This is a genomic window from Escherichia sp. WS338, assembly GCF_046486405.1.
Lineage (GTDB): Bacteria > Pseudomonadota > Gammaproteobacteria > Enterobacterales > Enterobacteriaceae > Escherichia > Escherichia coli.
This window is the reverse complement of record NZ_JBJQLL010000012.1, coordinates 113895-137984: the sequence shown is the minus strand read 5'-3', so window position 1 is coordinate 137984 and position 24090 is coordinate 113895. Positions and strand designations below refer to the sequence as shown.

21 protein-coding genes and 3 pseudogenes are annotated in these 24090 nt (G+C 53.2%); 8 read left to right on the top strand and 16 right to left on the bottom strand.

Going from position 1 to position 24090, the window contains the following annotated elements; all coding sequences use genetic code 11:
• On the bottom strand, positions 1–56 hold a 56-nt coding region (locus ACJHWT_RS13365; protein WP_097491765.1), incomplete at its 3' end, for an IS1 family transposase.
• A 56-nt stretch (positions 57–112) separates the two neighbouring features.
• On the opposite strand from ACJHWT_RS13365, the pseudogene ACJHWT_RS13360 reads away from it, so the two are divergent.
• Positions 113–205, top strand: a pseudogene (locus ACJHWT_RS13360) (BAX inhibitor (BI)-1/YccA family protein); the annotation flags it as partial.
• Positions 206–240: 35 nt separating this feature from the next.
• Here the strand turns inward: ACJHWT_RS13360 and ACJHWT_RS13355 are convergent.
• From ACJHWT_RS13355 to ACJHWT_RS13345, 3 genes are read right to left on the bottom strand one after another with little or no spacing between them, the layout of a single operon-like run.
• A complete protein-coding gene (locus ACJHWT_RS13355; RefSeq protein WP_000045467.1) occupies positions 241–1197 on the bottom strand; it encodes a YbhN family protein in 957 nt (318 codons plus the stop codon).
• On the bottom strand, positions 1197–2438 hold the full coding sequence (gene clsB / locus ACJHWT_RS13350) for a cardiolipin synthase ClsB (RefSeq protein WP_000650341.1): 1242 nt from the start codon (positions 2436–2438) through the stop codon (positions 1197–1199). The genes ACJHWT_RS13355 and clsB overlap by 1 nt, the downstream gene beginning before the upstream one ends.
• Entirely contained in the window at positions 2435–3196 is a 762-nt protein-coding gene (locus ACJHWT_RS13345; RefSeq protein WP_001113346.1) for an endonuclease/exonuclease/phosphatase family protein, read from the bottom strand. The genes clsB and ACJHWT_RS13345 overlap by 4 nt, the downstream gene beginning before the upstream one ends.
• Before the next feature lie 132 nt (positions 3197–3328).
• On the opposite strand from ACJHWT_RS13345, the gene ACJHWT_RS13340 reads away from it, so the two are divergent.
• Positions 3329–3739, top strand: coding sequence for a YbhQ family protein (locus ACJHWT_RS13340; protein WP_000871982.1), 411 nt, complete (start codon positions 3329–3331; stop codon positions 3737–3739).
• On the opposite strand, the gene ACJHWT_RS13335 is transcribed toward ACJHWT_RS13340, so the two are convergent.
• Genes ACJHWT_RS13335 through cecR form a run of 5 tightly spaced genes read right to left on the bottom strand, consistent with a single transcriptional unit; the run spans position 3701 to position 9342 of the window.
• Positions 3701–4807 (bottom strand): ABC transporter permease, encoded by a 1107-nt coding sequence (locus ACJHWT_RS13335; protein ID WP_000469031.1) that lies wholly within the window; start codon positions 4805–4807, stop codon positions 3701–3703. The genes ACJHWT_RS13340 and ACJHWT_RS13335 overlap by 39 nt on opposite strands.
• Before the next feature lie 10 nt (positions 4808–4817).
• Positions 4818–5951: an ABC transporter permease gene (locus ACJHWT_RS13330; RefSeq protein ID WP_000070131.1), complete on the bottom strand. Its 1134-nt coding sequence runs from the start codon at positions 5949–5951 to the stop codon at positions 4818–4820.
• Positions 5944–7680 (bottom strand): ATP-binding cassette domain-containing protein, encoded by a 1737-nt coding sequence (locus ACJHWT_RS13325; RefSeq protein ID WP_001317737.1) that lies wholly within the window; start codon positions 7678–7680, stop codon positions 5944–5946. Before ACJHWT_RS13325 ends, ACJHWT_RS13330 begins: the two co-directional genes overlap by 8 nt.
• Positions 7673–8668 (bottom strand): secretion protein HlyD, encoded by a 996-nt coding sequence (gene hlyD, locus ACJHWT_RS13320; protein ID WP_000743444.1) that lies wholly within the window; start codon positions 8666–8668, stop codon positions 7673–7675. The genes ACJHWT_RS13325 and hlyD overlap by 8 nt, the downstream gene beginning before the upstream one ends.
• Before the next feature lie 2 nt (positions 8669–8670).
• Positions 8671–9342, bottom strand: a complete 672-nt coding sequence (gene cecR, locus ACJHWT_RS13315; RefSeq protein ID WP_001295890.1) for a DNA-binding transcriptional regulator CecR — start codon at positions 9340–9342, stop codon at positions 8671–8673.
• Between the two features lie 228 nt (positions 9343–9570).
• Here cecR and rhlE point away from each other — a divergent pair, with 228 nt between their 5' ends.
• Entirely contained in the window at positions 9571–10932 is a 1362-nt protein-coding gene (gene rhlE, locus ACJHWT_RS13310) for an ATP-dependent RNA helicase RhlE (RefSeq protein WP_000007122.1), read from the top strand.
• 232 nt (positions 10933–11164) lie between these two features.
• On the opposite strand, the pseudogene ACJHWT_RS13305 reads toward rhlE, so the two are convergent.
• Positions 11165–11362: pseudogene (locus ACJHWT_RS13305) on the bottom strand (NADAR family protein); the annotation flags it as partial.
• Positions 11363–11468: 106 nt separating this feature from the next.
• On the opposite strand from ACJHWT_RS13305, the gene dinG reads away from it, so the two are divergent.
• The 4 genes from dinG to ybiE all read left to right on the top strand — a co-directional run bounded on the left by dinG (position 11469) and on the right by ybiE (position 15961).
• Positions 11469–13619 (top strand): ATP-dependent DNA helicase DinG, encoded by a 2151-nt coding sequence (gene dinG / locus ACJHWT_RS13300; RefSeq protein WP_001218650.1) that lies wholly within the window; start codon positions 11469–11471, stop codon positions 13617–13619.
• Positions 13620–13646: 27 nt separating this feature from the next.
• Positions 13647–14609, top strand: coding sequence for a DNA-binding protein YbiB (gene ybiB, locus ACJHWT_RS13295; RefSeq protein ID WP_000386550.1), 963 nt, complete (start codon positions 13647–13649; stop codon positions 14607–14609).
• Positions 14610–14749: 140 nt separating this feature from the next.
• Positions 14750–15835: a hydroxycarboxylate dehydrogenase HcXB gene (hcxB, locus tag ACJHWT_RS13290; RefSeq protein ID WP_000253497.1), complete on the top strand. Its 1086-nt coding sequence runs from the start codon at positions 14750–14752 to the stop codon at positions 15833–15835.
• Between the two features lie 66 nt (positions 15836–15901).
• The gene (ybiE, locus tag ACJHWT_RS13285) at positions 15902–15961 is read left to right on the top strand and encodes a hypothetical protein (RefSeq protein ID WP_212734104.1); all 60 of its coding nucleotides are present in this window, start codon (positions 15902–15904) and stop codon (positions 15959–15961) included.
• 102 nt (positions 15962–16063) lie between these two features.
• Here ybiE and ybiJ read toward each other — a convergent pair whose 3' ends face one another.
• The 5 genes and pseudogenes from ybiJ to mcbA form a co-directional block, all read right to left on the bottom strand.
• A complete protein-coding gene (gene ybiJ, locus ACJHWT_RS13280) occupies positions 16064–16324 on the bottom strand; it encodes a DUF1471 family protein YbiJ (protein WP_000849301.1) in 261 nt (86 codons plus the stop codon).
• A gap of 264 nt (positions 16325–16588) precedes the next feature.
• On the bottom strand, positions 16589–16855 hold the full coding sequence (gene ybiI / locus ACJHWT_RS13275) for a C4-type zinc finger protein YbiI (protein ID WP_000146357.1): 267 nt from the start codon (positions 16853–16855) through the stop codon (positions 16589–16591).
• A gap of 73 nt (positions 16856–16928) precedes the next feature.
• Positions 16929–17606 carry a PKHD-type hydroxylase YbiX gene (gene ybiX, locus ACJHWT_RS13270; RefSeq protein WP_000990165.1) on the bottom strand — a complete coding sequence of 226 codons (678 nt, stop codon included), beginning with the start codon at positions 17604–17606 and terminating at the stop codon, positions 16929–16931.
• A 212-nt stretch (positions 17607–17818) separates the two neighbouring features.
• Positions 17819–20101 (bottom strand): annotated as a pseudogene (locus tag ACJHWT_RS13265) (catecholate siderophore receptor Fiu).
• 264 nt (positions 20102–20365) lie between these two features.
• Positions 20366–20626: a DUF1471 family periplasmic protein McbA gene (gene mcbA / locus ACJHWT_RS13260; RefSeq protein ID WP_000710618.1), complete on the bottom strand. Its 261-nt coding sequence runs from the start codon at positions 20624–20626 to the stop codon at positions 20366–20368.
• Positions 20627–20901: 275 nt separating this feature from the next.
• Between mcbA and rlmF the strand changes: the two genes are divergently transcribed.
• A complete protein-coding gene (gene rlmF / locus ACJHWT_RS13255) occupies positions 20902–21828 on the top strand; it encodes a 23S rRNA (adenine(1618)-N(6))-methyltransferase RlmF (RefSeq protein ID WP_001275941.1) in 927 nt (308 codons plus the stop codon).
• On the opposite strand, the gene ybiO is transcribed toward rlmF, so the two are convergent.
• A complete protein-coding gene (gene ybiO, locus ACJHWT_RS13250) occupies positions 21825–24050 on the bottom strand; it encodes a mechanosensitive channel protein (RefSeq protein WP_001267233.1) in 2226 nt (741 codons plus the stop codon). The genes rlmF and ybiO overlap by 4 nt on opposite strands.
• Between the last annotated feature and the right edge of the window lie 40 nt (positions 24051–24090).

Genomic DNA, 24090 nt, shown 5'->3' with positions numbered 1-24090 from the left:
CGCACCACCCCGTCAGTAGCTGAACAGGAGGGACAGCTGATAGAAACAGAAGCCACTGGAGCACCTCAAAAACACCATCATACACTAAATCAGTAAGTTGGCAGCATCACCAACACTCTATTACTATTTTATCGGCTTCTTTGGGATACTTGCCGCGATAGCTATAACGCTTGTCTGGCAAAGGCATACGCGGTTTTTTCATTAGTCGTAAATGCACATACTAAAGAACTTAACCGAACTTCACATCGCCGCTTCATTTTTCGCTCGTAGCTTCTTCGCCTGGCTTTCCAGTAGCAGGTAACAGATCAGCGCCAGCAGCAGTGGGATAAAGTAATACAGCACACGGTAAGCGAGTAGGGCGGCGATAATGCTACCTTTGGAGGTATGCTCCCCAGCCAGTAGTGCGATAAACACCGCTTCCAGCACACCAATCCCCGCCGGAATATGCACAATCACCCCGGCAATACTACTAACCAGCAACACGCCCAGTACAAAGAAATAGTTCACGCTTTGACCAAGTAACAGCCAGATTATCGCTCCCATGACCATCCAGTTAACGCTGGAAATCAGCATCTGGGCGAGGGCGAATTTCCATGAAGGCAGCACCAGCTTTTGCCCTTTGATGGTCATATGGCGGTGCTTCGCGAAAGCGCAAAACCACAAATAAACCGCGATAATCATCAATAAGCCAATGCCGAGAATACGCAGCGTGGTTTGATCGACATACCAGTGATCCGGCAGCTCCACCACGCCTGCGGTAAAGATAATCCCGGCCAGCAAAATATAGCCCAGCCAGTTGGTGGTAATACTGAGCGAGAAAATCCGCGTAATAGTGCTGCCCGATAACCCTAGCCGCGAGTACAAACGATAGCGCATACCTATGCCGCCGACCCAGGTACTAAGCGTCAGGTTGAAGGCGTAGCAGATAAACGACACCAGCATCACCTGGCGCTTCGCCAGTTTGTGACCGCAGTAAAAGCGGGCGAGCAGATCATAGCAGCCGTAAATCAGATAACTGACGACCACCAGCCCGACCGCACTGAGCAACGCAACGCGATTGTAGTCGCGGATGACCTTCCAGACCTCTTCCCAGTCCACCTTTTTGGCGTAGACCACCAGCAACACAATCACCGCGATAAAAAACAGCCAGGTGAGGATCTTCTTTGCTAAGCGCCAGCGCGGGTGTGATTTACTCATCAGGGTTTTACCCCCGTGTTTTCAGTTTCTACCCGATCCTGCGTTTCCATTGTCGGCTGAGCGGGCGGGTCAACCTGCGCCAGACGTGGTGTGTGTGCCGGAAGCCAGCCGACCAGCGCCGGGAAGTGGCGTAAAAAGTGGAACGCCAGCACGCTTTTAGTCAGGTTCCACCAGGTGCGTCTCGGCAGCATGGTCTCATCGACCTGCTGACAATCTGCGGCAATAATGCCGTTCAGATTATCGCGCAGCGTCTGGTTAAAATTACGATCGTGGATGATGACATTTGCTTCGAGATTCAGTGACAAACTGAGCGGATCGAGATTACTGGACCCTACTGTCGCCCAGTGATCGTCCATCAATGCCACTTTGCCGTGGAGCGGGCGGCGGCGGTACTCAAATACCTGAACGCCGCCTTTAACCAGATAGTTATACAGCAAGCGCGCACCGACTCTGACAATCGGCATATCCGGTTCGCCCTGAATGATCAGTTTGATCCGCACCCCGCGCCGTGCCGCTTTACGCAAGGCGTGTAAAAATCGATAGCCGGGGAAGAAGTAGGCGTTGGCGATAATGACTTCTCGCCGCGCCTGAGTGAGCATTTTCAGATAGTGACGTTCAATATCATCGCGATGTTCTTCGTTATCGCGCCAGACCAGCAATACCTGCGCTTCTCCCGGCTGGCGGTTCTCTTCCGCTTTGTGATGACGTCGCCACCAGCGTCGTGCCGCGCTCTGTCCAGGCAGGTTTTCCAGCTCAAACTGGAGAATATCTTCGACAATCGGCCCTTCAAGGCGTACTGCGTAATCCTGTTTAGCCTCTGGACCGTAGCTGGACATATGCTCGGCGGAGTAGTTCAGCCCGCCAATAAAGGCAATACGCGCGTCGATCACCACAATTTTGCGATGCATCCGGCGAAACACATTGGTGCGCATACCAAAAAGGCGAGGGCGGGGATCGTAGTAGCGGAACACCACGCCAGCTGCCGTCAGTTCATTGACAAACTCATCGCTGAGATCCGGCGAACCGTAGCCATCCAGCAAGACTTCCGCTTTTACCCCGCGTTGCGCTGCTGCCAATAGCGCCGCATGCAGCTGTTTGCCGACGTCATCCTCAAACCAGATAAACGTTTCAAGAATGATGCGTTCTTGTGCCTCTCCAATCGCCTTAAACACCGCGGGATAATATTGCTCGCCGTTTTCCAGCAACTGGATCTTATTGCCTTCGCGCCAGCTACATTTCATAAATGAATCTCCGCACTTAAAGGGGCATGATCAGAAAGGTGTCGCCATGTCCGCAGCGGCAACGCGGTTGGCGCGCTGGCGCTGGCATTTTTGACGTAGATCCTGTCCAGTTGTAGTAGAGGAAATTGCACCGGAAACGTGCGCGCCGGGCGTCCGTGGGCGCGGGTAAAAATCTCATCCAGCCCGGCCTGCACTTTTAACGGATGATTAGCTTTTTGCCGCCAGTCGTTGAAATCACCCGCTACCAATACCGGTTCGCCGTCCGGTAGCTCATTCACCCATTCGGCGAGCATCGCAAGCTGCGCCTGACGGTGTGCCTCACGCAGGCCCAGATGTACGCACATCACATGAATCGCTTTCCCGGTCATCGGCGGCACAATGCGGCAGTAGAGCACGCCGCGCTTTTCCGCACCATCGACCGAAACATCACGATTCTCATAATGTTCAATGGGATAACGTGAAAGAACGGCGTTACCGTGATGTCCTTCCGGGTATACGGCATTGCGACCGTAGGCAAAATCGCTCCACATAGTGTCGGCGAGAAACTCGTAGTGCGAGGTATCGGGCCAGTTTTCCACATGCAGCGGATGAACTTCGTGCGCGCCCATCACTTCCTGCAGGCAAACAATATCGGCGCTGACGGTACGCACGGCGTCGCGAAGTTCCGGCAAAATGAAGCGTCGGTTAAACGCGGTAAAGCCTTTGTGAATATTGATGGTGAGCACCTTGAACGAAAATTGTTGTGTTTGATCGGGCATAATTTTCCTGTCTTTGCCTCTTATCTCATTGAAATAGTGTAGTCGGCGTCACAAAAAGGTGCGGTCTTACGGAATTTTCCGTAAAGTTCGGTACTCTGAATAAGTAGAGATAAATTCTTCAGGAGAGAAGCCATGAAGTGGCAACAACGTGTTCGTGTCGCAACTGGCCTAAGTTGCTGGCAGATTATGTTGCATTTACTGGTAGTGGCGCTGCTGGTGGTGGGCTGGATGAGTAAAACTCTGGTTCACGTCGGCGTAGGATTATGCGCACTGTATTGTGTCACGGTAGTGATGATGCTGGTGTTTCAGCGCCACCCCGAGCAACGCTGGCGTGAGGTGGCAGACGTGCTGGAAGAGCTGACTACGACCTGGTATTTTGGCGCAGCGCTGATTGTGCTGTGGCTGTTGTCCCGCGTTCTGGAAAACAACTTTTTGCTGGCAATTGCAGGGCTGGCAATCCTTGCCGGCCCGGCGGTAGTGTCTTTGCTGGCGAAAGATAAGAAGTTACATCACCTTACGTCTAAACATCGCGTACGCCGCTGACCCTGTCGTGGCCGTTATCACCAGTAGCGGCCACAAACTATTCCACACAATATCCAGACTCGCATCCTTCAAATAAATCTGCTTGGTAATGTCCGTAAAGTGGCGAATAGGGTTAATCCACGTCAGGTTTTGCAGCCATACTGGCATGTTTTCCACCGGAGAAACGTAACCGGAAAGAAGAATGGCGGGCATCATAAAGACAAACACGCCGATAAACGCCTGCTGTTGTGTTGAACAGAGTGATGAAATCAACAGACCGAATCCCACCAGCGATAAACCGTAAATCACCATCGTAAAGTAGAACAGCGCCAGCGATCCGGCGAAGGGGATTTGATACGCCCAGATACCAATCGCCAGCACAATGGTGGCCTGGAAGGTGGCGACAATTAATGCCGGTACGGCCTTGCCGATGAAGATCTGCCAGGTGGTGAGCGGCGAAACCAGTAACTGATCGAGCGTACCTTGTTCACGTTCGCGGGCAACAGAAAGTGAAGTGACGATCATCACGCCAATAGTGGTGATCATGGCGATCAGCGACGGCACCACAAACCATTTGTAGTCGAGATTCGGGTTATACCAGTTGCGTACCACCAGCTCGCTGTTGTTGGGTTTCGGTTTTCCTTCCAGCAGCTCCTGTTGATAATTTTTGACGATCTGTTGCAGGTAGTTGGCGGCGATTTGCGCACTGTTGGAGTTACGCCCGTCGAGGATCAACTGCAACGGCGCGGTCTGGAAGGTATCCAGTTTGCGCGAGAAGTCAGCCGGGAAACGCACCAGGAGTAACGCCTTTTGTGTGTCGATGGTTGGGCGGATCTCCTGCGGGCTTTTCAGCAGCAGCACATGGGTAAAGGCGCTGGCGCGGGCAAAACGTTGAGTAAGTTCTACCGAGTGTTCGCCGTTATCTTCATCGTAGATGGCGATGGTGGCGTTAGTCACTTCCAGCGTGGCGGCGAACGGGAACAGGATCACCTGAATCAGCACGGGCAAAATCAGAATCGCGCGGGTTTGCGGTTCGCGCAGCAGCGACTGCAACTCTTTGCGGATTAACGTCCATAAGCGATGAAACATGCTCTTCTCCCTAATCCAGCCGACGTTTGGTTTTCAGCCACGTCAGGCCGATAAACATCACCGCCGAAGCGATCAAAAACAGCACGTTTACCACCAGCACCACTGGAATATTCCCGGCGAGGAACAGGCTTTGCAGGGTGCTGACGAAATAACGAGCGGGAATAATGTACGTCACCGCGCGGATCACCGCGGGCATACTGTCTATCTGAAATATAAAGCCGGAAAGCATAATCGACGGCAGAAAAGCCGCGTTCAGGGCGACCTGAGCGGCATTGAACTGGTTGCGGGTAATCGTGGAAATCAACAGCCCCATTCCCAGGGTACTGAGTAAAAACAGGCTGGAGATAAAAAACAGAATCAGCAGCGACCCGCGGTACGGCACGCCGAGAATAAACACCGACACCAGCATACACAGCAACATCGCCAGCATCCCGAGAAAGTAATAAGGGATCAGCTTACACAGCAGCAGCTCCGTGCGGGTAATCTCCGTAGAGAGTAACGCCTCCATGGTGCCGCGTTCCCATTCTCGCGCCACCACCAGCGAGGTGAGAATCGCGCCGATGACCGTCATGATAATGGTCACCGCACCGGGGATAATAAAGTGCTGGCTAATCGCCGCCGGGTTAAACCAGTAGCGGGTTTGTACATCAATAAGCGGTTCAAAAGTCTGCCCGTTATCCTCCGCTCGCTGCATTTGCCAGATCTGCCAGATCCCTTCGACATACCCCTGCACAAAGTTAGCGGTATTCGGCTCACTGCCGTCGGTGATCACCTGAATCGGTGCGGTGGCGTTGGCGCGCTCCATCTGTTCGGCGAAATCCACGGGAATAACCACCAGACCGCGAATTTTCCCCGCCTGCATTTTGGCGATCAATTCCTGACGATTATCGCTGATGGTGGCGTCGATGTAGGGCGAACCGGTCATGGTGTGGGTGAAATCCAGCGCCGCTTCGCTACGCTGTTCCAGTAAAATCCCGACGCGCAGCTTGCTGGAGTCGAGGTTAATGCCGTAGCCAAAAATAAACAGCAGCAGCAGAGGGATCACCACCGCAATCAGCCAGCTACTCGGATCGCGAACGATCTGCCGCGTCTCTTTGACGCACAGTGCCCGCACGCGACGCCAGGACAGGATCGGATTACTCATTGCCATGCTCCTTATCCCAGTCGTGGATCAACTGAATAAAGGCTTGCTCCATGGTGGGATCGGGTTGCTCATCGTTAGCCGACTGCGCTTTCAAATCGTCCGGCGTGCCGCTGGCGATTAATTTCCCACGGTACACCAGGCCGATGCGGTCGCAATATTCCGCTTCATCCATAAAGTGGGTGGTGACCATCACCGTGACGCCTTTCTCTACCATGCTATTGATGTGCAGCCAGAATTCACGGCGGGTGAGGGGATCAACGCCGGAAGTCGGTTCGTCGAGAAACAGAATGTCCGGTTCATGCATCAGCGAACAGGCCAGCGCCAGCCGCTGTTTAAAACCTAATGGCAGTTCATCGGTGGCGTGGGAGGCGATACTTTTCAGGCCGAACGCCTCGCTCATACGGGAAATTTTTTCGTTCTGCGCCCGACCGCGTAAGCCATACACACCAGAGAAAAAGCGTAAATTCTGTTCGACCGTCAGGTTGCCATAGAGCGAAAATTTTTGCGCCATATAGCCGAGATGCTGGCGCGCTTTACCGGAACTCTCTTTCAGATCCATGCCCAGCACCAGCGCCTGACCAGAGGTCGGCACCAGTAAACCGCACATCATCTTAAAGGTGGTCGATTTACCCGCGCCGTTTGGCCCCAGCAAACCAAAAATCTCCCCGCGTTTAACGGCAAAGTTGACGTGATCGGTGGCGGCAAAATCACCAAATTTCTTGGTCAGTTCTTTCGCTTCGATCACCGTCTCGTCAGGCGTACCTTCCACCGTATGCAATATTGCGCCCAGCGGTGATTCTGAGGTTCCGGCACCGCCCAGCAAATCAATAAACGCATCTTCAAAACGCGGCGTAGTTTCGTTGATATTGATTTCCGGCATTCCGTCGGCATGGCGAATATCGTCTGGTGTGGCCTCTTTTTTGAGGATCAGACGTACCGATTTCCCCTGAATCATGCCGTCGCTCACCTGTGGCAGTTTCAAGGCGCGTTGCAACAATTTGCGGTTGCCCTCGTGCGGGCTGGTCATCAGAAAGCTACGTCCGGACATGGTTTGTGTCAGGGCCGTCGGTTCTCCCTGATACAGCAACTCGCCTTCGTTCATCAGCAACACGTCACGGCACTGTTCGGCTTCGTCGAGATACGAGGTGCTCCAGAGAATTAACATTCCTTCGCCTGCCAGCTCATGCACCATCTGCCACAGTTCGCGGCGTGAGATAGGGTCAACGCCGACGCCGGGTTCATCGAGCAGCAACACTTTCGGTTCGCCCACCAGGGTACAGGCCAGGCCAAGTTTTTGCTTCATTCCGCCGGAGAGCTTGCCCGCCAGGCGTCCGGTAAACGGGCCAAGAGATGTAAATTCCAGCAGGCGAGCAAAAGTCTGCTTCCGCGCTTCACCGGTGACGCTGCGCAAATCCGCGTACAGATTGAGGTTCTCCATCACCGTCAGATCTTCATACAGACCAAATTTCTGCGGCATATAGCCGAGCACAGCGTGCAGCGCAGCGTCATTTTTGATCGGATCAAAGCCAATCACCGTGGCACTGCCGCTGTCGGGTTTCAGTAATCCCGCCAGCATCCGCATCAGCGTGGTTTTGCCCGCACCGTCCGGCCCAACCAGCCCCGTCACATAACCGGCGTGAATGGTGCAGTCGAGCGGTGCGACGGCGGGCTTGTCCATGCCCGGAAAGCGTTTTTCCAGGCCGTTCAGCGTGATAACGGCATCATTCATGTCCTGCCTCGTCACCGAATTGCACCGTTACCGGCATTCCCTGGCGTAACGCATCATCGGCGTCGGTCACCACAATACGCAGGCGATAGACGAGGTCGGTACGCAGATCCGGTGTTTCGACGGTTTTCGGGGTAAATTCAGCAGTCGGCGAAACGAAACCAATCTGCCCGTGATACGGCTTGTCCGGGCGACCATCGGTATAAAGCAACACTTTGCGCCCCGGCTGGGCCTGGTCAAGATTACGTTCATCAACATAGGCGCGTACCCACACCGGACGCGTCAGCGAGACGGTAAATACCGTGCCACCTTCATTAAGCACCGTGCCGGGCTCTACCGCGCGCGTTAACAGCGTGCCATCAGACGGTGCTATCAACGTTGAGTCCTGCAAATTCAGCTCCGCCTGCGCCAGTTGCGCCTGCGCTTGTTCGAGGCTGGCTTTCGCCTGGGCGATGTCCTGTTCGCGGTTACCGGAACGGTACTGACGCAATTTATCCTGCGCTGATTTCAGCGTGGCCTGCGCCTGGTCGCGCGAGGAGCGGGCATTTTCCAGGTCATTTGCCGAAATGGTGCGGCTTTTCCACAGTCCTTGCTGGCGGTTATAGAAGTTCTGCGCATAGTCATAGGCAGCTTGCGCCTGTTTCACCGCTGCGGCGGCCTGAGCGATTTCTTCATCTCGATACCCGGCAAGCATCAGGTCATACTGCGCCTGAGCCACCGAAACGCCCGCTTTCGCCTGCATCAGGGCAATCTCATACGGCTTGTGATCCAGTTCGCCCAGCACCTGGCCCGCTTTGATCGCATCACCTTCGTCCACCGCCAGCGACTCAACGCGCCCCCCAACACGGAAACTAAGATTCACCGTACGAATATCCACGTTGCCATACAGCGTCAGGCCGTTATCCTGGCGGCTTTGATACCACCAGTAGCCTCCGGCAACCACGGCGGCAAGTACCACTACCGCCAGTCCGATCACGACAGGTTTTTTCATCACTACAAACTCCTTTGCGATAATCCTTGCAAAATCAGGTCAATATGACAGGTCACCGTCTGGTTGATCAGTTCGGTCTTTTCTTCATCGAACGCGGTCCAGCCGGTACGTAACAGAATAGTTTCTTTGCCAAGACGAAACGCCAGAATCTCACCAATCAACGCATGGGTATGAAGGATCATGCGGGTATCGCTAGCGTCGCAGCCGGTCCAGGCGGCAATCAGGCGTGTAAGGTGACTGTGTAGCGGACTAATCACCTGTTCGTGCACCAGGTGGTAGGCTGCCGTGGGAGAGAGCTGCTCACGGGAGATAAATTTGCTGAGGTTGACGGTGTCATCCTGGGTGAGCAGCTTAATCATGTTTCTGCAGGCGCGAAGGATCAGTTCACGGATGGCTGCCCGATCCGGCTGTGGTTGTGCGAACAAACGTTCGGCCTCTTCGGCGTGTGGACGGAACTGCTCGCCAATAAAATCAGCAATCCACTGGGCGCAGGCGAGGTACAAATCTTCTTTCGAACCGAAGTAGTAGGTGATGGCTGCGATATTCTGCCCGGCCTGGGCGGCTATCTCGCGGGTGGTGGCGTTCATTCCATATTCACCAAACTGTGCCAGTGCCGCAGCAATCAGCTGTTTTTTCGCCTGTTCACCCTTGATTGTCATGGCAGGATTATTCATCGCACAGTCCATTCTTAATCAAATGATTGATTAAGATTATGACTCCATAGGGGAGTTGTCCAGTATGACCAGGAATTTTAGCAACGCCAGTCACAGGGATAATTTATGCGCTGCGTCACAAAAACTGCTACACTCCGCTCCCTCATGACATTGTGGTTTTTGTCATTTTCCTTTTCAGTATCTCCCTGAAAACTACACCGGTAACGGTCGGGGCGGTTCGGAGTAGTTATGTCTTTCGATTCTTTGGGTTTAAGCCCTGATATCCTGCGCGCCGTTGCCGAGCAGGGTTACCGTGAACCCACCCCTATTCAGCAGCAGGCGATCCCTGCGGTGCTGGAAGGCCGCGACCTGATGGCCAGTGCCCAGACCGGTACCGGCAAAACAGCGGGCTTTACGCTGCCGCTGTTGCAACATCTGATCACTCGCCAGCCGCACGCCAAAGGGCGTCGTCCGGTACGTGCGCTCATTCTTACCCCGACCCGTGAACTGGCGGCGCAGATTGGCGAAAACGTCCGTGATTACAGCAAATATCTGAACATTCGTTCGCTGGTGGTGTTTGGCGGTGTCAGCATTAACCCACAAATGATGAAGTTGCGCGGCGGCGTTGATGTGCTGGTGGCAACGCCGGGACGTCTGCTGGACCTGGAACATCAAAATGCAGTGAAGCTGGATCAGGTTGAAATCCTCGTCCTTGATGAAGCTGACCGCATGCTCGACATGGGCTTTATCCACGATATCCGTCGCGTGTTAACAAAACTGCCAGCGAAGCGCCAGAACCTGTTGTTCTCCGCGACCTTCTCTGACGATATTAAAGCCCTGGCGGAAAAACTGTTGCACAACCCGCTGGAAATCGAAGTGGCACGCCGCAATACTGCGTCTGATCAGGTGACCCAGCACGTTCACTTTGTCGATAAGAAACGCAAACGCGAATTGCTGTCGCATATGATTGGGAAAGGGAACTGGCAGCAGGTGCTGGTGTTTACCCGTACCAAACATGGCGCTAACCATCTGGCTGAACAGCTTAATAAAGACGGCATCCGTAGTGCGGCGATCCACGGTAATAAATCGCAAGGTGCGCGTACTCGTGCGCTGGCCGATTTTAAATCGGGCGATATTCGTGTACTGGTGGCAACTGACATCGCTGCGCGCGGTCTGGATATCGAAGAGTTGCCGCACGTCGTCAACTATGAGTTACCAAACGTACCGGAAGATTATGTTCACCGTATCGGGCGTACTGGCCGTGCGGCGGCAACTGGCGAAGCATTGTCGCTGGTGTGTGTTGATGAACACAAACTGCTGCGTGATATCGAAAAACTGCTGAAAAAAGAGATCCCGCGCATTGCGATTCCGGGGTATGAGCCGGACCCGTCAATCAAAGCCGAACCGATCCAGAACGGTCGCCAGCAACGTGGCGGCGGTCGTGGACAGGGCGGTGGTCGCGGTCAACAGCAATCACGCCGTGCGGAAAGTGGTGCGAAGTCTGGTAACGCGAAGCCCGCAGAAAAACCGTCTCGTCGTCTCGGCGATGCCAAACCGGCAGGCGAACAACAACGTCGCCGCCGTCCGCGTAAACCTGCCGCTGCGCAGTAATCTTTTATGCCGGGCTATGCCCGGCATGAGACTGATGACAAACACAAAACTGCCTGATGCGCTACGCTTATCAGGCCTACGTGAACTCTGCAATATATTGAATGTGCATGTTTTTGTAGGCCGGATAAGGCGCTCGCGCCGCATCCGGCATTTCACAACAAGCACTTGTCAGCCATTTGCGAGCGCGGCAAAAAGATTTCTCTGTTTTAACGCCCACAAGCCACCCGATGCGTTACTTCTCCGCAGCCAATTGTCCGCGCAACGCCATTAAAAGGTACCCCAGGCGATTCTTGCCCTGACCATTACCGCTATCTCCCCAGTAAGCATCATTTTGCGTATGCTCAACCAGTTTTGCGGACGCGGTTGCCAGCAAGAGTGTACGCAGTTCTGCATGTTGTTCGAATTTAGCGCGAAGCGCTTTACGCATCATCCTGCTGGTTATTGCGAGCCGCTTTCCAGAAACAGAAAAACCATTACCCCTGAAAACCGAAAAATGCCACAATATTGGCTGTTTATACAGTATTTCAGGTTTTCTCATGGCATTAACCGCCGCGCTTAAAGCGCAAATTGCCGCCTGGTATAAGGCGCTTCAGGAACAGATCCCCGACTTTATTCCCCGTGCGCCGCAGCGGCAGATGATTGCGGACGTCGCCAAAACGCTGGCCGGAGAAGAAGGGCGGCATCTGGCGATTGAAGCACCCACCGGCGTTGGGAAAACGCTCTCCTATTTGATCCCCGGCATCGCCATTGCCCGCGAAGAGCAAAAAACGCTGGTGGTGAGTACCGCCAACGTGGCATTGCAGGATCAGATCTACAGTAAAGATTTGCCTCTGCTGAAAAAGATCATTCCCGATCTTAAATTCACTGCTGCTTTTGGGCGTGGGCGCTACGTTTGTCCGCGTAATCTGACAGCGCTTGCCAGTACTGAACCCACGCAACAGGATCTGCTGGCGTTTCTTGACGACGAGCTGACGCCGAACAATCAGGAAGAGCAAAAGCGTTGTGCAAAGTTGAAGGGCGATCTCGACACTTATAAATGGGATGGTCTGCGCGATCATACTGATATCGCTATAGATGACGATCTCTGGCGTCGTTTAAGTACCGACAAAGCCAGCTGCCTCAACCGCAACTGTTACTACTATCGTGAATGCCCGTTTTTTGTTGCTCGTCGGGAGATTCAGGAAGCGGAAGTGGTGGTGGCAAACCATGCGCTGGTGATGGCGGCGATGGAAAGCGAAGCCGTATTGCCTGACCCGAAAAATTTACTGCTGGTGCTGGACGAAGGCCATCACCTGCCAGATGTGGCGCGGGATGCGCTGGAGATGAGTGCCGAAATCACCGCGCCCTGGTATCGACTACAGCTGGACTTGTTCACGAAACTGGTCGCTACCTGCATGGAGCAGTTTCGCCCGAAGACCATCCCGCCGCTGGCGATCCCTGAACGTTTGAATGCGCATTGTGAAGAGTTGTATGAGCTTATCGCCTCGTTAAACAACATTCTCAATCTCTACATGCCTGCCGGGCAGGAGGCAGAGCACCGTTTTGCGATGGGCGAACTGCCAGATGAAGTGCTGGAGATCTGCCAGCGGCTGGCAAAACTCACCGAGATGCTGCGTGGTCTGGCGGAGTTATTTCTTAACGATTTAAGTGAGAAAACCGGCAGCCACGATATTGTGCGTCTGCATCGGTTTATTTTACAGATGAACCGCGCGCTGGGGATGTTCGAGGCGCAAAGCAAACTCTGGCGGCTGGCGTCTCTGGCGCAATCTTCCGGTGCGCCGGTGACCAAATGGGCGACGCGGGAAGAGCGCGAAGGGCAGCTGCATCTCTGGTTTCACTGCGTGGGAATACGTGTCAGCGATCAGCTGGAAAGGCTGCTGTGGCGCAGTATTCCGCACATTATTGTCACTTCCGCAACCTTGCGTTCGCTGAACAGTTTTTCGCGTTTGCAGGAGATGAGCGGGCTGAAAGAGAAAGCGGGCGACCGCTTTGTGGCGCTGGATTCGCCCTTTAACCACTGCGAACAGGGCAAAATTGTTATTCCCCGGATGCGCTTTGAGCCTTCCATCGACAACGAAGAGCAGCACATTGCTGAAATGGCAGCCTTTTTCCGTGAGCAGGTGGAGAGCAAAAAACATCTCGGTATGTTGGTACTGTTTGCCAGCGGACGGGCGATGCAGCGGTTTCTCGACTATGTGACGGATTTACGCCTGATGTTGCTGGTGCAGGGCGATCAGCCACGTTATCGCTTAGTTGAACTGCACCGCAAACGCGTTGCCAACGGTGAGCGTAGCGTGCTGGTGGGCTTACAGTCCTTTGCCGAAGGTCTTGATCTGAAAGGCGATCTGCTCAGTCAGGTGCATATCCACAAGATCGCTTTTCCACCCATCGACAGTCCGGTGGTGATCACCGAAGGGGAATGGCTGAAAAGCCTCAACCGCTATCCGTTTGAGGTGCAAAGCCTGCCGAGCGCTTCGTTTAACCTGATTCAGCAGGTTGGGCGACTGATTCGAAGCCACGGTTGCTGGGGGGAAGTGGTTATCTACGACAAACGCTTGCTGACCAAAAATTATGGCAAGCGACTACTGGATGCATTACCGGTATTTCCGATAGAGCAACCGGAAGTCCCTGAAGGTATAGTTAAAAAGAAAGAAAAAACGAAATCCCCACGCCGTCGGCGGCGTTAATGATGTGAGTCAGGTAAGGAGTCGTAAATGGACTATCGCAAAATCATTAAAGAGATCGGGCGCGGGAAAAACCACGCGCGCGATTTAGACCGGGATACTGCGCGCGGTCTGTATGCCCATATGCTCAATGGTGAAGTCCCTGACCTTGAGTTGGGCGGCGTATTGATTGCGCTACGTATCAAAGGGGAAGGGGAAGCAGAGATGCTCGGCTTTTACGAAGCCATGCAAAATCACACCATCAAGCTGACGCCGCCTGCAGGCAAGCCGATGCCGATTGTCATCCCCAGTTACAACGGCGCGCGTAAACAGGCCAACCTGACGCCGTTGTTGGCGATTCTCCTGCACAAACTCGGTTTTCCCGTGGTGGTTCACGGGGTTAGCGAAGATCCAACCCGCGTGCTGACAGAAACCATTTTCGAACTGATGGGTATTACGCCAACGTTGCACGGCGGGCAGGCGCAGGCGAAGCTCGACGAACATCAACCGGTGTTTATGCCTGTCGGCGCGTTTTGCCCGCCGCTGGAAAAACAACTGGCGATGCGCTGGCGGATGGGCGTGCGTAACAGTGCACATACCCTGGCGAAACTGGCGACGCCATTTGCCGAAGGTGAGGCACTGCGTCTTTCCAGCGTTTCGCATCCGGAATACATTGGACGCGTCGCGAAGTTCTTTAGTGATATCGGCGGGCGGGCGCTACTAATGCATGGTACTGAAGGTGAAGTGTATGCTAATCCGCAGCGCTGCCCGCAGATCAATCTCATTGACCGTGAAGGGATGCGGGTACTGTATGAAAAACAGGACACTGCTGGTAGCGAGTTACTGCCACAAGCAAAAGATCCGGAAACCACGGCGCAGTGGATTGAGCGTTGCCTTGCTGGCAGCGAACCGATTCCCGAATCGCTGAAAATCCAGATGGCTTGCTGCCTGATGGCTACGGGTGAAGCGGCAACTATCAGCGACGGCCTGGCGCGCGTTAATCAGGCATTTTAATTTTTATCTCAGCCGGATGAGCCATGTCATCCGGCTTTTACCCCACCGCAATATGAAATTCCTGCATCTTTATTGACCTTCCCGCGCCCGGCGTGCAGCATAAAAAAACAACAAACACATAACATAAACAGGAGTTAACCATGGTAAGTGGTCATCGCTTTGATGCTCAGAGGCTGCACAGTTTTATTCAGGCTGTATTTCGTCAGATGGGTAGTGAGGAACAAGAAGCGAAATTAGTCGCCGATCATTTAATCGCGGCAAACCTGGCAGGGCATGATTCACATGGTATTGGCATGATCCCAAGCTATGTGCGCTCCTGGAGTCAGGGGCATCTGCAAATTAACCATCATGCCAAAGTCGTTAAAGAAGCGGGGGCGGCGGTCACGCTCGATGGCGATCGCGCATTTGGTCAGGTCGCGGCACACGAAGCGATGGCGCTGGGGATTGAGAAAGCGCGTCAGCACGGCATTGCCGCCGTGGCGCTACATAACTCGCATCATATCGGCCGTATCGGTTACTGGGCAGAACAGTGCGCGGCGGCGGGGTTTGTCTCTATCCACTTTGTTAGCGTGGTCGGTATTCCAATGGTCGCGCCGTTCCACGGTCGCGACAGCCGCTTTGGCACCAATCCGTTCTGTGTGGTTTTCCCTCGTAAAGATAATTTCCCGCTGTTGCTCGATTACGCCACCAGCGCCATTGCATTTGGCAAAACCCGCGTCGCCTGGCATAAAGGCGTCCCCGTGCCGCCAGGTTGCCTGATTGACGTTAACGGCGTGCCGACGACAAATCCGGCGGTAATGCAGGAGTCGCCGTTGGGTTCGCTGTTGACCTTTGCCGAACATAAAGGCTACGCCCTTGCAGCGATGTGTGAAATTCTTGGCGGGGCGCTTTCTGGCGGTAAAACGACGCATCAGGAAACGTTACAAACCAGTCCCGATGCCATTCTTAACTGCATGACCACTATCATTATCAACCCGGAACTGTTCGGCGCGCCGGATTGTAGTGCACAGACCGAAGCCTTTGCCGAGTGGGTGAAAGCCTCGCCGCATGATGAAGATAAACCGATTTTGCTACCGGGCGAGTGGGAAGTGAACACGCGTCGCGAACGGCAGGAGCAGGGGATTCCACTGGATGCGGGAAGCTGGCAGGCCATTTGTGATGCGGCGCGGCAGATTGGTATGCCGGAAGAGACGTTGCAGGCTTTCTGTCAGCAGTTAGCCAGCTAAAAAAAAGCCCGTCCAGTGGCGGACGGGCAAACAAGGGTAACATAGGATCAATGAGGGTTAGAGCATATGCGTCTGTCGGCAAACAGACAGGGAAATACTTGTGCTGAACGTAGCGTAAACGCCTGATCCAGCCAACGGTTCGGATTTTGTAGGTCTGATAAGACGCGGTAGCGTCGCATCAGGCATCTGTTGCCGGATGCGGCGTAAACGCCTTATCCGTCCTACGAATTACTTATAAATTACCGCAGTACCGCTTAATTTATTGTTGTTGGTGGCGGAAGTAATGCTGTATCCACTGGCACCGGCCGCCGCGGCTTTCTCAGCCAGTTTCGCTTCCAGGGCATCGAGGGTGGATGCGCCATCGGCAGAAACCACGCCGATTTTATTCATGTTCTGTGCCTGGGATGCCGTTACCGGTTCCGCCGCGAACACGCCAAATGACAGAGTTGAAAGAGCCATAGCAGCAACAACAGTATTGATAGTTTTCATAATTAATCTCTCGCAGGTGATTTTTGTATAAGTGACGTTGTTTCGTCGATGTGATGAGTATCACGTTTTTTTACGAGAGATAAAATCGAAGAGAATTGACCACCTTGTTCAAATAAATTGATTGATATCTAACATAATGATAATTCATTTATTTGTTGAACTTATGGACTTGTTTTATGCAGCGTGGCAGTCACGACAGCGTTAAAGGCACGGAATGCCACGCAAAATACAAATTATACTCGCTATACATCCCGCTAGTTGTAGTTAACGTAACTGGCTGTCTTTCGAACCTCTGCGATTATATCCTGTATAAGCTGGTTTTTGTAAATCTTTCTCCTGCTGACAATGAATGCATAAGCGCACGCCAGGAATGGCTTCCCGACGGGCCTGCGGGATAGGGGCACCGCACTCTTCACATTCATACAGGCTTTCGCCACGCGGAATTTCACCCCGAGCGCGGGCAATCGCATCTTCAATTGTACTGTTGATCTGTTCGTTGACGGCGTCATCATTAGCCCAACCGGATGCCATATCGTCCTCCCCATATCAATGCTTGTACAGTTAAGTGTAGCTAATATAGGGACGAACTCGGGCAGTTCAAGCGTCAGATCTCCGACCATTCCCGCAGCAGATTATGATAAAGATTGAGCAGCGACAGGATCTCTTCACTTTCGCCGTAGTGGCTTTTCAGCGACTGAATATTGTTGTCCAGTTCAAACAGCATGGCGCGCTTTTTATCATCGCGGATCATCGACTGGATCCACATAAATGATGCCACTCGCACGCCGCGGGTTACGGGTGTCACGCAATGCAGGCTGCTGGAGGGATACAACACCAGATCGCCTGCCGGGAGTTTTACCCGATGTTGCCCGAAGGTGTCATTAACGACCAGTTCGCCGCCGTCGTAGCTTTCTGGATCGCTTAAAAACAGCGTGGCAGAAAGGTCAGTGCGCATCCAGCCGTTTTGTGGATGGCTGCGTACTGCGCCATCCACATGAAAACCATAGGTTTCATTGTTCTGATAGCGATTAAACAGCGGCGTGGAAAGGGTACGCGGCAAGGCCGCGGCAAAGAACAAAGCATGTTGGTTAACCGCGTTCAGCATCTCATTTTGCAGGGCGGCGTACAGGGCGCTGCGGGTGTCTACTTGTTGATTGTTCTTAACTTGCGCACCTTGTGCGCCGGTGGTGACGCGCCCATCCACCCATTCGGCTTGTTCCAGTTGTTCGCGAAAACGGGCGACGTCCTGTGGCGATAACACGCCGGGAATGTGGTACATCATACAAGTTCTCCAAAAAGAGGGGCTTTTACCCTACACCGATTTTTAACAGCAGGTGCTTTGTTCATGCTGGATGCGGCGTGAACGCCTTATCCGGCCTACCAAATGATGTGAATTCAATGCATTGCACAACCTTGTAGGCCTGATAAGCGCAGCGCATCAGGCAGTCCTGTTCTCGCCATCAACATAAGTGAGCCCTGCGCCCCACATCTGAATCAGAAATGCATATTGGCCGTGAGCAGGAAGGTTCTTGGCTCGCCCGGGTGATAACGGTAGCCGCTCTTGTTGATTGAGGCGACGTAATCGGTATCAAACAGGTTGTAGACGTTTAGCTGGAAGTCGAGATTGCGATTAACCCGATACCCCAGTTTAGCGTCGGCGACCCAATAACCTTCGGTAAACGCTGGCGTTCCCACCGCGCCGTCAGAACCTTTATGCATACTGCCGATATAGCGTGCGCCCGCACCAACGGAAATATCATCGGTTGCCTGATACTGGCTCCATAAGGTAAAGGCGTGCTCCGGGGTATACGGCAGCGATGAGGAACCATCCTGGGCAACATCTTTGCCGTTTTTGATGGTTGCTTTTTGCTGGGTATAGCCGCCAATCACCTGCCACGCGGGAGTGATATTCCCGGCCACGGATATCTCATAGCCTTCGACGCGTTTCTTACCGTATTGCGAGTAAGTTCCGTCATCATTTTGCTCAACTTCATTTTCGATATCAGTACGGAACAGCGCGGCGGTGAGCAACAGGCGTTTATCCAGAACCTGCCATTTGGTGCCAATCTCGCTGGTGTTGGCTTTTTGCGGTTTAAAATCGGTGCGGTTGGCACTGTTACCGCTGCCAGACTGCGCAAGGGCGAAGTTGTTGCCGCCCGGAGGCTGCTGGGAAACGGCATAGTTAATATAGACATTGCCGTTTTCCGTCAGGTGATACAGCGCCCCGGCTTTCCAGTTCACCAGATTGCCCGACTTGGCGGTATCGACGGTGGTGACCGGAGAACCTTTTGCCACGCCAGCAGGGCAGGTGATGGCACCGCGTCCGCTGCCGCCGCAGGCGGTGGCACTGTCATATTCAGTATGATAATTATCCAGACGGATCCCGCCGTTCAGCTCAAAATCACGGGTGATTTGCAGCGTATCGAAGGCGTAAATTGCGAAGGTATCCGTCTGACCATTGGCGTTTGCGCCGTTGCGCGTCAGGCCGCCGGGATGAATGCTGCTGTCAGGATGATAAATATTTACCGCAGGTAACGTCACCGGATTAACGCCGTAGTTAGTCTGCGTTTCACGGGTAAATTCCACGCCGGTACTGACATCATGACCGATAGCGCCGGTATAGAACGTCGAGGTCAGGTTGGTCTGGTTGGTGAGAATTTTATTACTCACATCTTTAGTATTCGCCGTGCGTGACCAGGTCCAGCTATTCACATCGCTGGTGGGCTGGGTAATATTCGACGCCCCGCCCATAATCGCCGTCATCAGGTAATCCTGCTTCACGCGCGACCAACGGGTAGTATTGCGAATGGTGGTGTTATCGTTGATGTCGTGCTCAAAACGCATGGTAGCGGTGTCGGTGGTCGAATCGTCGTAATCGGAATCCGTGCCGTAAAAGTTATGAGTATCAACTTTTCCGGAATGATTCAGAGCCGCTGTTCCCGCAGATGGGGCAGAATAACCCGGTAAACCGATAGTCGGAATGCCGCCGTCTGGCGTGTTGTGCTGGGTGACATGCAGATAATTAAGATACAAACGATTCGCTGTACCAAGGCCAAAAGCGACAGAAGGGGCGACGCCGTAACGCTCATTTTTGACTTTGTCGCGTCCGGCATCGTGCGTTTTTTCGCCCATTACATTCAGGCGCACCGCAGTGGTATCACCAATGACCTGATTGACGTCCAGCGTGCCGCGGCGGAACTAGGCGCTGCCAATACTGGCGGAGGCGTCAATGCCGGAATCATTGCGCGGCTGTTTGCTGATCATATTGATCGAGCCTGTCGGCGCGCTGCGCCCGTAGTCGGTGCCGGACGGCCCTTTAATTACTTCGACCTGCTCGGTATTGAAGGTGTCGCGCGAGACGCTGCCGATATCGCGAATGCCATCGATATAAATACTGTTAGAGGTATCGGCACCGCGCATATAAATGGCGTCGCCAGTGGTGGAGTTACCGTTCTCACCCGCAAAAAACGCACCCACGCCGGGGACGTTTTTGAGCGCGTCGGTAAGGTTGGTTGCACCCTGATCTTTAATCACTTGTTCAGAAATCACCGTCATCGTGCGGGTAGTATCCGCTACCGGACGCGAGAATTTCGGATCGGCAGATTGTTGTGGCGCATAAAGCGAAGGCGTTGATGCTTCGACAACCAGCGTGTCATCCGCGTTAGCTTGCCCTTCGGCAGCGAGTGCCTGCGCCACAGGCGTAATACCAATACAAAGACCGGCAAAGAACGTGAGCGAATGAAATTGTCTGGCAGGGAAATTGCGATTGTTTTCCATTTTGCAGGTGACTTTTTCTTATATGGTGAAATTTTCACTGTCACGAGAAAGCATCTCTGCGGATGCGATGCCACTGTTAATCCCGTGATAGCGTCCGTGCAAGTGATAATAATTTTGATAAGCATTATCACTTGGCGCGATTTTCTATCACCCATTGCGCGAAAAAGAAATACATTTATTTACATTGCGTTCATATTTGATGTTTTTTGCTTACAAATTGGACGAAAACTGCATCCAGAGGCGAATGCAGTTACGTTGGTGGGGTTATTTGTAGATGATTGCAGTACCGAACATCTGGTCATTTCCGCCTGCGGAATTAATGACATAACCTTTCGCGCCTTGTTCGCGCGCTTTTTCTGCCAGTTTATCCTCCAGATCGCTTAGGTTTGATGCGCCAGTTGCCGAAACGGTACCGGCGGGCCGTAGTTGACCACTGTCCAGGTTACTCATCGGTTGCGCGGCATAAGCCGTGAGAGAGATTCCGCTCAGGACGGTGGCAATCAGTAGTGTGAGGCACTTTTTCATAATGACATCCTCATAAATACAACGGGTAGTGCCAGATAAGTGTAGGTCGCCTGCGCGATGAAAATGACGCAAAAAATTGACAGAGATGCGCTTATTTTTTGAACAATATATTTTTACAAAATAAGATAAATCAATGACATGCATGATGATGATTTTTATGGTGAATTACCATAAACCATAGCCATGTGAAGGTTTTTAGAAATGATAAACGCAGCCAGATATTTACCCTGTCGCGTTATGCGGGTATCTTACGCCGCTGCTTAAAGGAGAATGCTATGTCCGCCCAGAAACCGGGGTTGCATCCGCGCAACCGTCATCACAGCCGCTACGATCTCGCCACGCTTTGTCAGGTCAATCCTGAACTCAGGCAATTCCTCACGCTTACACCCGCCGGGGAGCAAAGCGTAGACTTTGCCAATCCGCTGGCGGTGAAGGCGCTCAATAAGGCGTTGCTGGCCCATTTTTACGCCGTAGCGAACTGGGATATCCCGGACGGTTTTCTCTGCCCGCCAGTACCGGGCCGGGCGGATTATATTCATCACCTTGCCGATTTACTGGCTGAAGCAAGCGGAACAATTCCAGCTAATGCCAGCATTCTGGATATCGGTGTTGGTGCGAACTGTATTTATCCGCTGATTGGCGTACATGAATATGGCTGGCGTTTTACCGGTAGTGAAACCAGCAGCCAGGCGTTAAGCAGTGCGCAGGCGATCATCAGTGCTAATCCGGGGCTTAACCGCGCCATTCGTCTGCGTCGGCAAAAAGAGAGTGGGGCGATTTTTAACGGCATCATCCATAAAAACGAGCAATACGATGCGACCTTGTGTAACCCGCCATTCCACGATTCCGCCGCTGCGGCACGGGCAGGTAGTGAACGTAAACGCCGTAACCTGGGGCTGAACAAAGACGATGCACTGAACTTTGGTGGTCAGCAACAGGAGTTGTGGTGTGAAGGCGGTGAAGTCGCTTTTATCAAAAAGATGATTGAAGAGAGCAAAGGCTTCGCGAAGCAGGTGATGTGGTTTACCTCGCTGGTATCTCGTGGTGAAAACTTACCGCCGTTGTATCGTGCTTTGACGGACGTAGGTGCGGTGAAGGTGGTAAAAAAAGAGATGGCCCAGGGGCAAAAGCAGAGCCGCTTTATAGCCTGGACCTTTATGAACGACGAGCAGCGCCGCCGTTTTGTCAATCGCCAGCGTTAAAGCGTTGGCTCCCCCGGCGGCAACGGTTCAGCCGGGGCCGCGCCCGGAGCTGGCAGCACCTGATAAGTCTGCACCGGCGCGCGAACACCCGCCAGGTCGAAATGTTTTTTCACCTGGCTGTCGAGGGCAAAGCGGACCGTCCACTGTTTGAGTGGCAGCGTGGTGAACGAAACACGCAGTGTAAACGCGGTATTGCTTAAGCCGACAATCCCGGCAAAGTTCGGTTCACCAATAACCAGCCCGCGAATTTCTTCGTTTTCCATCAATTCTGCTACCGCATCTTTCAGTGCCTGATTGGCTTTATCAGCATCTTCATGGCGATCAACATCGTAGTTTGCCACTACCGAACCAATACCGCGGACGAAGTTAGCAAAGGTGGTTATCGAAGACCACGGAATGATGTGATACGCCCCGGTATCCTGGCGCACGCCCACGGAGCGAATCGACATCCGTTCCACAGTGCCGGTCAACGGCCCGATAGTCACCAAATCTCCAGTGTTCATGCCGTTTTCAAACTGAATAAATACCCCGGTGATAATATCTTTCACCAGCGTTTGCGAACCAAAAGAGATAGCCAGACCTAATGCCCCGGCACCTGCCAGCAACGGCGCGATATTAACGCCGATTTCCGACAACACAATCATGATGGTGATGGTACTGATAATCACCGCCAGCGCGTTACGGAACAGCGTCAGCAGGGTACGCGTACGGGCGCTGGGTAGTGGGCGGCCATGAATATCCGAAGCCAGCCGGTTTTCGATCAAACTGGCGAGCACCGTCCAGCCAACCGCCGAGAAGAAAAGAATGAGTGCGATACGGATCAGGATATCTACGGTTTTCTGCCCCGCACCGTTTTGCAGCCAGTTCCAGAAATCGAATAATCCCCATGCGCTCAACAGCAGCATTACCGCCACGCAGACTGTCAGAATACGCGCCGTTTTCAGCGCCGCCGAAAGCCAGCCATTCAGCCGTTTTTGCAGCTCCGGATAATTTCGCTGAGTATGTGGCGAGAGGGTGATGGTTTTCGCCAGCCAGCGGGAAAACATACCGGAAACAAATGCTGCGATACCAATAATCGCCAGGCTGCGCACCGTTGCACCCATCATAAATTTCAGGCTGTTGCCCGGATCGAACAACGAAAAGAAAAACAGCACGATAAAATAGGCGCTTGCCAGCCAGTGCCACACCAGCGCAAAGGCGCGGATAAACAAGCTGAAAAAGGCCAGCGAATGCTCCGCAAAGTTGAGCAAATGTTGGGTAATCTCTTTTTTATTACGAAAGATCAGGTACAACGCCCAGATGGTCATGCACAGCATAATGATGACGTTCGCCAGCGCGCCAATTTGTACATTCACCTGATTAGAGATAATCGGCACGGCCACAATCAGGCCATAACCTATCAAACTGCTTAACCAGCTCAGGCGACGGCTCCAGTAACGGGCGGTCTCGTCATGAATCGTGAACGGGCGCAGCTCCGCCACATTTGGGCAAAAAATCAGGCGTAGTACAGCTTTGAAAAATTCAATCAGGGCAAAGGCGTTGAGAAACAAACTTTGTTGGAAAGCGATGGTGCGACTGCCCGCATTCAGGTTGTCGCTTAAAACCTGACCGACAAATAATGTCAGTGCCAGTAACAGCAGGTCGATAATAAACGCCCCGATAATCATCGCCGGAAGCTGCAACCAGTTACTGCGCTCACGATTTTTTTGCCGCGCCCACTGGCCCATTTTGCGATACAGCGGAAGTGCGCACAGGCGAATCAGCCAGTAAAAACCAAACACTAATACCGCTAACATTGAAAAATGGGTCAACGCATTGCTGAAGGTTTGTGGATTAAACGGCTTATGCGGGGAGCCGGTGATATTGCGATAAAGTTGTCCGAAGCGGGCGGAAAGGGCTTCACCATAATGGCGGCTGACTTCGGTGACTTTTTGCAGCACGGTTTGCTCTTCAACCAGCGTCGGCGGCACGATCTTCGGTACGGGTTCCGCAGGAGGCGTAGCGGCGACGGTGCGCAACTGGTCGATCAACTCTTTACGTGAGGTGTCATTATCCAGCACATCCGCCAGTGCACCATAGGCCGCTTTTTTTTGTTCGATATCCGGTTCCGGGGCCGGTTCAGTCGTTGAGTCCGTTGTCGTTGTGGTTGTAACGCCGGGTATGGATACCGCGTGGGCAGGTGCGCCCAGCAGGCAGAAGAGGATGAACAGGATCCACCGCATGACTCCTCCAGTGAGAAAACAGAGCAAAAAGATAAGTATA

Coding starts and splice junctions, on each gene's coding strand:
- ACJHWT_RS13355 (WP_000045467.1), bottom strand. CDS start 1,197: ATGAGTAAATCACACCCGCGCTGGCGCTTAGCAAAGAAGATCCTCACC.
- clsB (WP_000650341.1), bottom strand. CDS start 2,438: ATGAAATGTAGCTGGCGCGAAGGCAATAAGATCCAGTTGCTGGAAAAC.
- ACJHWT_RS13345 (WP_001113346.1), bottom strand. CDS start 3,196: ATGCCCGATCAAACACAACAATTTTCGTTCAAGGTGCTCACCATCAAT.
- ACJHWT_RS13340 (WP_000871982.1), top strand. CDS start 3,329: ATGAAGTGGCAACAACGTGTTCGTGTCGCAACTGGCCTAAGTTGCTGG.
- ACJHWT_RS13335 (WP_000469031.1), bottom strand. CDS start 4,807: ATGTTTCATCGCTTATGGACGTTAATCCGCAAAGAGTTGCAGTCGCTG.
- ACJHWT_RS13330 (WP_000070131.1), bottom strand. CDS start 5,951: ATGAGTAATCCGATCCTGTCCTGGCGTCGCGTGCGGGCACTGTGCGTC.
- ACJHWT_RS13325 (WP_001317737.1), bottom strand. CDS start 7,680: ATGAATGATGCCGTTATCACGCTGAACGGCCTGGAAAAACGCTTTCCG.
- hlyD (WP_000743444.1), bottom strand. CDS start 8,668: ATGAAAAAACCTGTCGTGATCGGACTGGCGGTAGTGGTACTTGCCGCC.
- cecR (WP_001295890.1), bottom strand. CDS start 9,342: ATGAATAATCCTGCCATGACAATCAAGGGTGAACAGGCGAAAAAACAG.
- rhlE (WP_000007122.1), top strand. CDS start 9,571: ATGTCTTTCGATTCTTTGGGTTTAAGCCCTGATATCCTGCGCGCCGTT.
- dinG (WP_001218650.1), top strand. CDS start 11,469: ATGGCATTAACCGCCGCGCTTAAAGCGCAAATTGCCGCCTGGTATAAG.
- ybiB (WP_000386550.1), top strand. CDS start 13,647: ATGGACTATCGCAAAATCATTAAAGAGATCGGGCGCGGGAAAAACCAC.
- hcxB (WP_000253497.1), top strand. CDS start 14,750: ATGGTAAGTGGTCATCGCTTTGATGCTCAGAGGCTGCACAGTTTTATT.
- ybiJ (WP_000849301.1), bottom strand. CDS start 16,324: ATGAAAACTATCAATACTGTTGTTGCTGCTATGGCTCTTTCAACTCTG.
- ybiI (WP_000146357.1), bottom strand. CDS start 16,855: ATGGCATCCGGTTGGGCTAATGATGACGCCGTCAACGAACAGATCAAC.
- ybiX (WP_000990165.1), bottom strand. CDS start 17,606: ATGATGTACCACATTCCCGGCGTGTTATCGCCACAGGACGTCGCCCGT.
- mcbA (WP_000710618.1), bottom strand. CDS start 20,626: ATGAAAAAGTGCCTCACACTACTGATTGCCACCGTCCTGAGCGGAATC.
- rlmF (WP_001275941.1), top strand. CDS start 20,902: ATGTCCGCCCAGAAACCGGGGTTGCATCCGCGCAACCGTCATCACAGC.
- ybiO (WP_001267233.1), bottom strand. CDS start 24,050: ATGCGGTGGATCCTGTTCATCCTCTTCTGCCTGCTGGGCGCACCTGCC.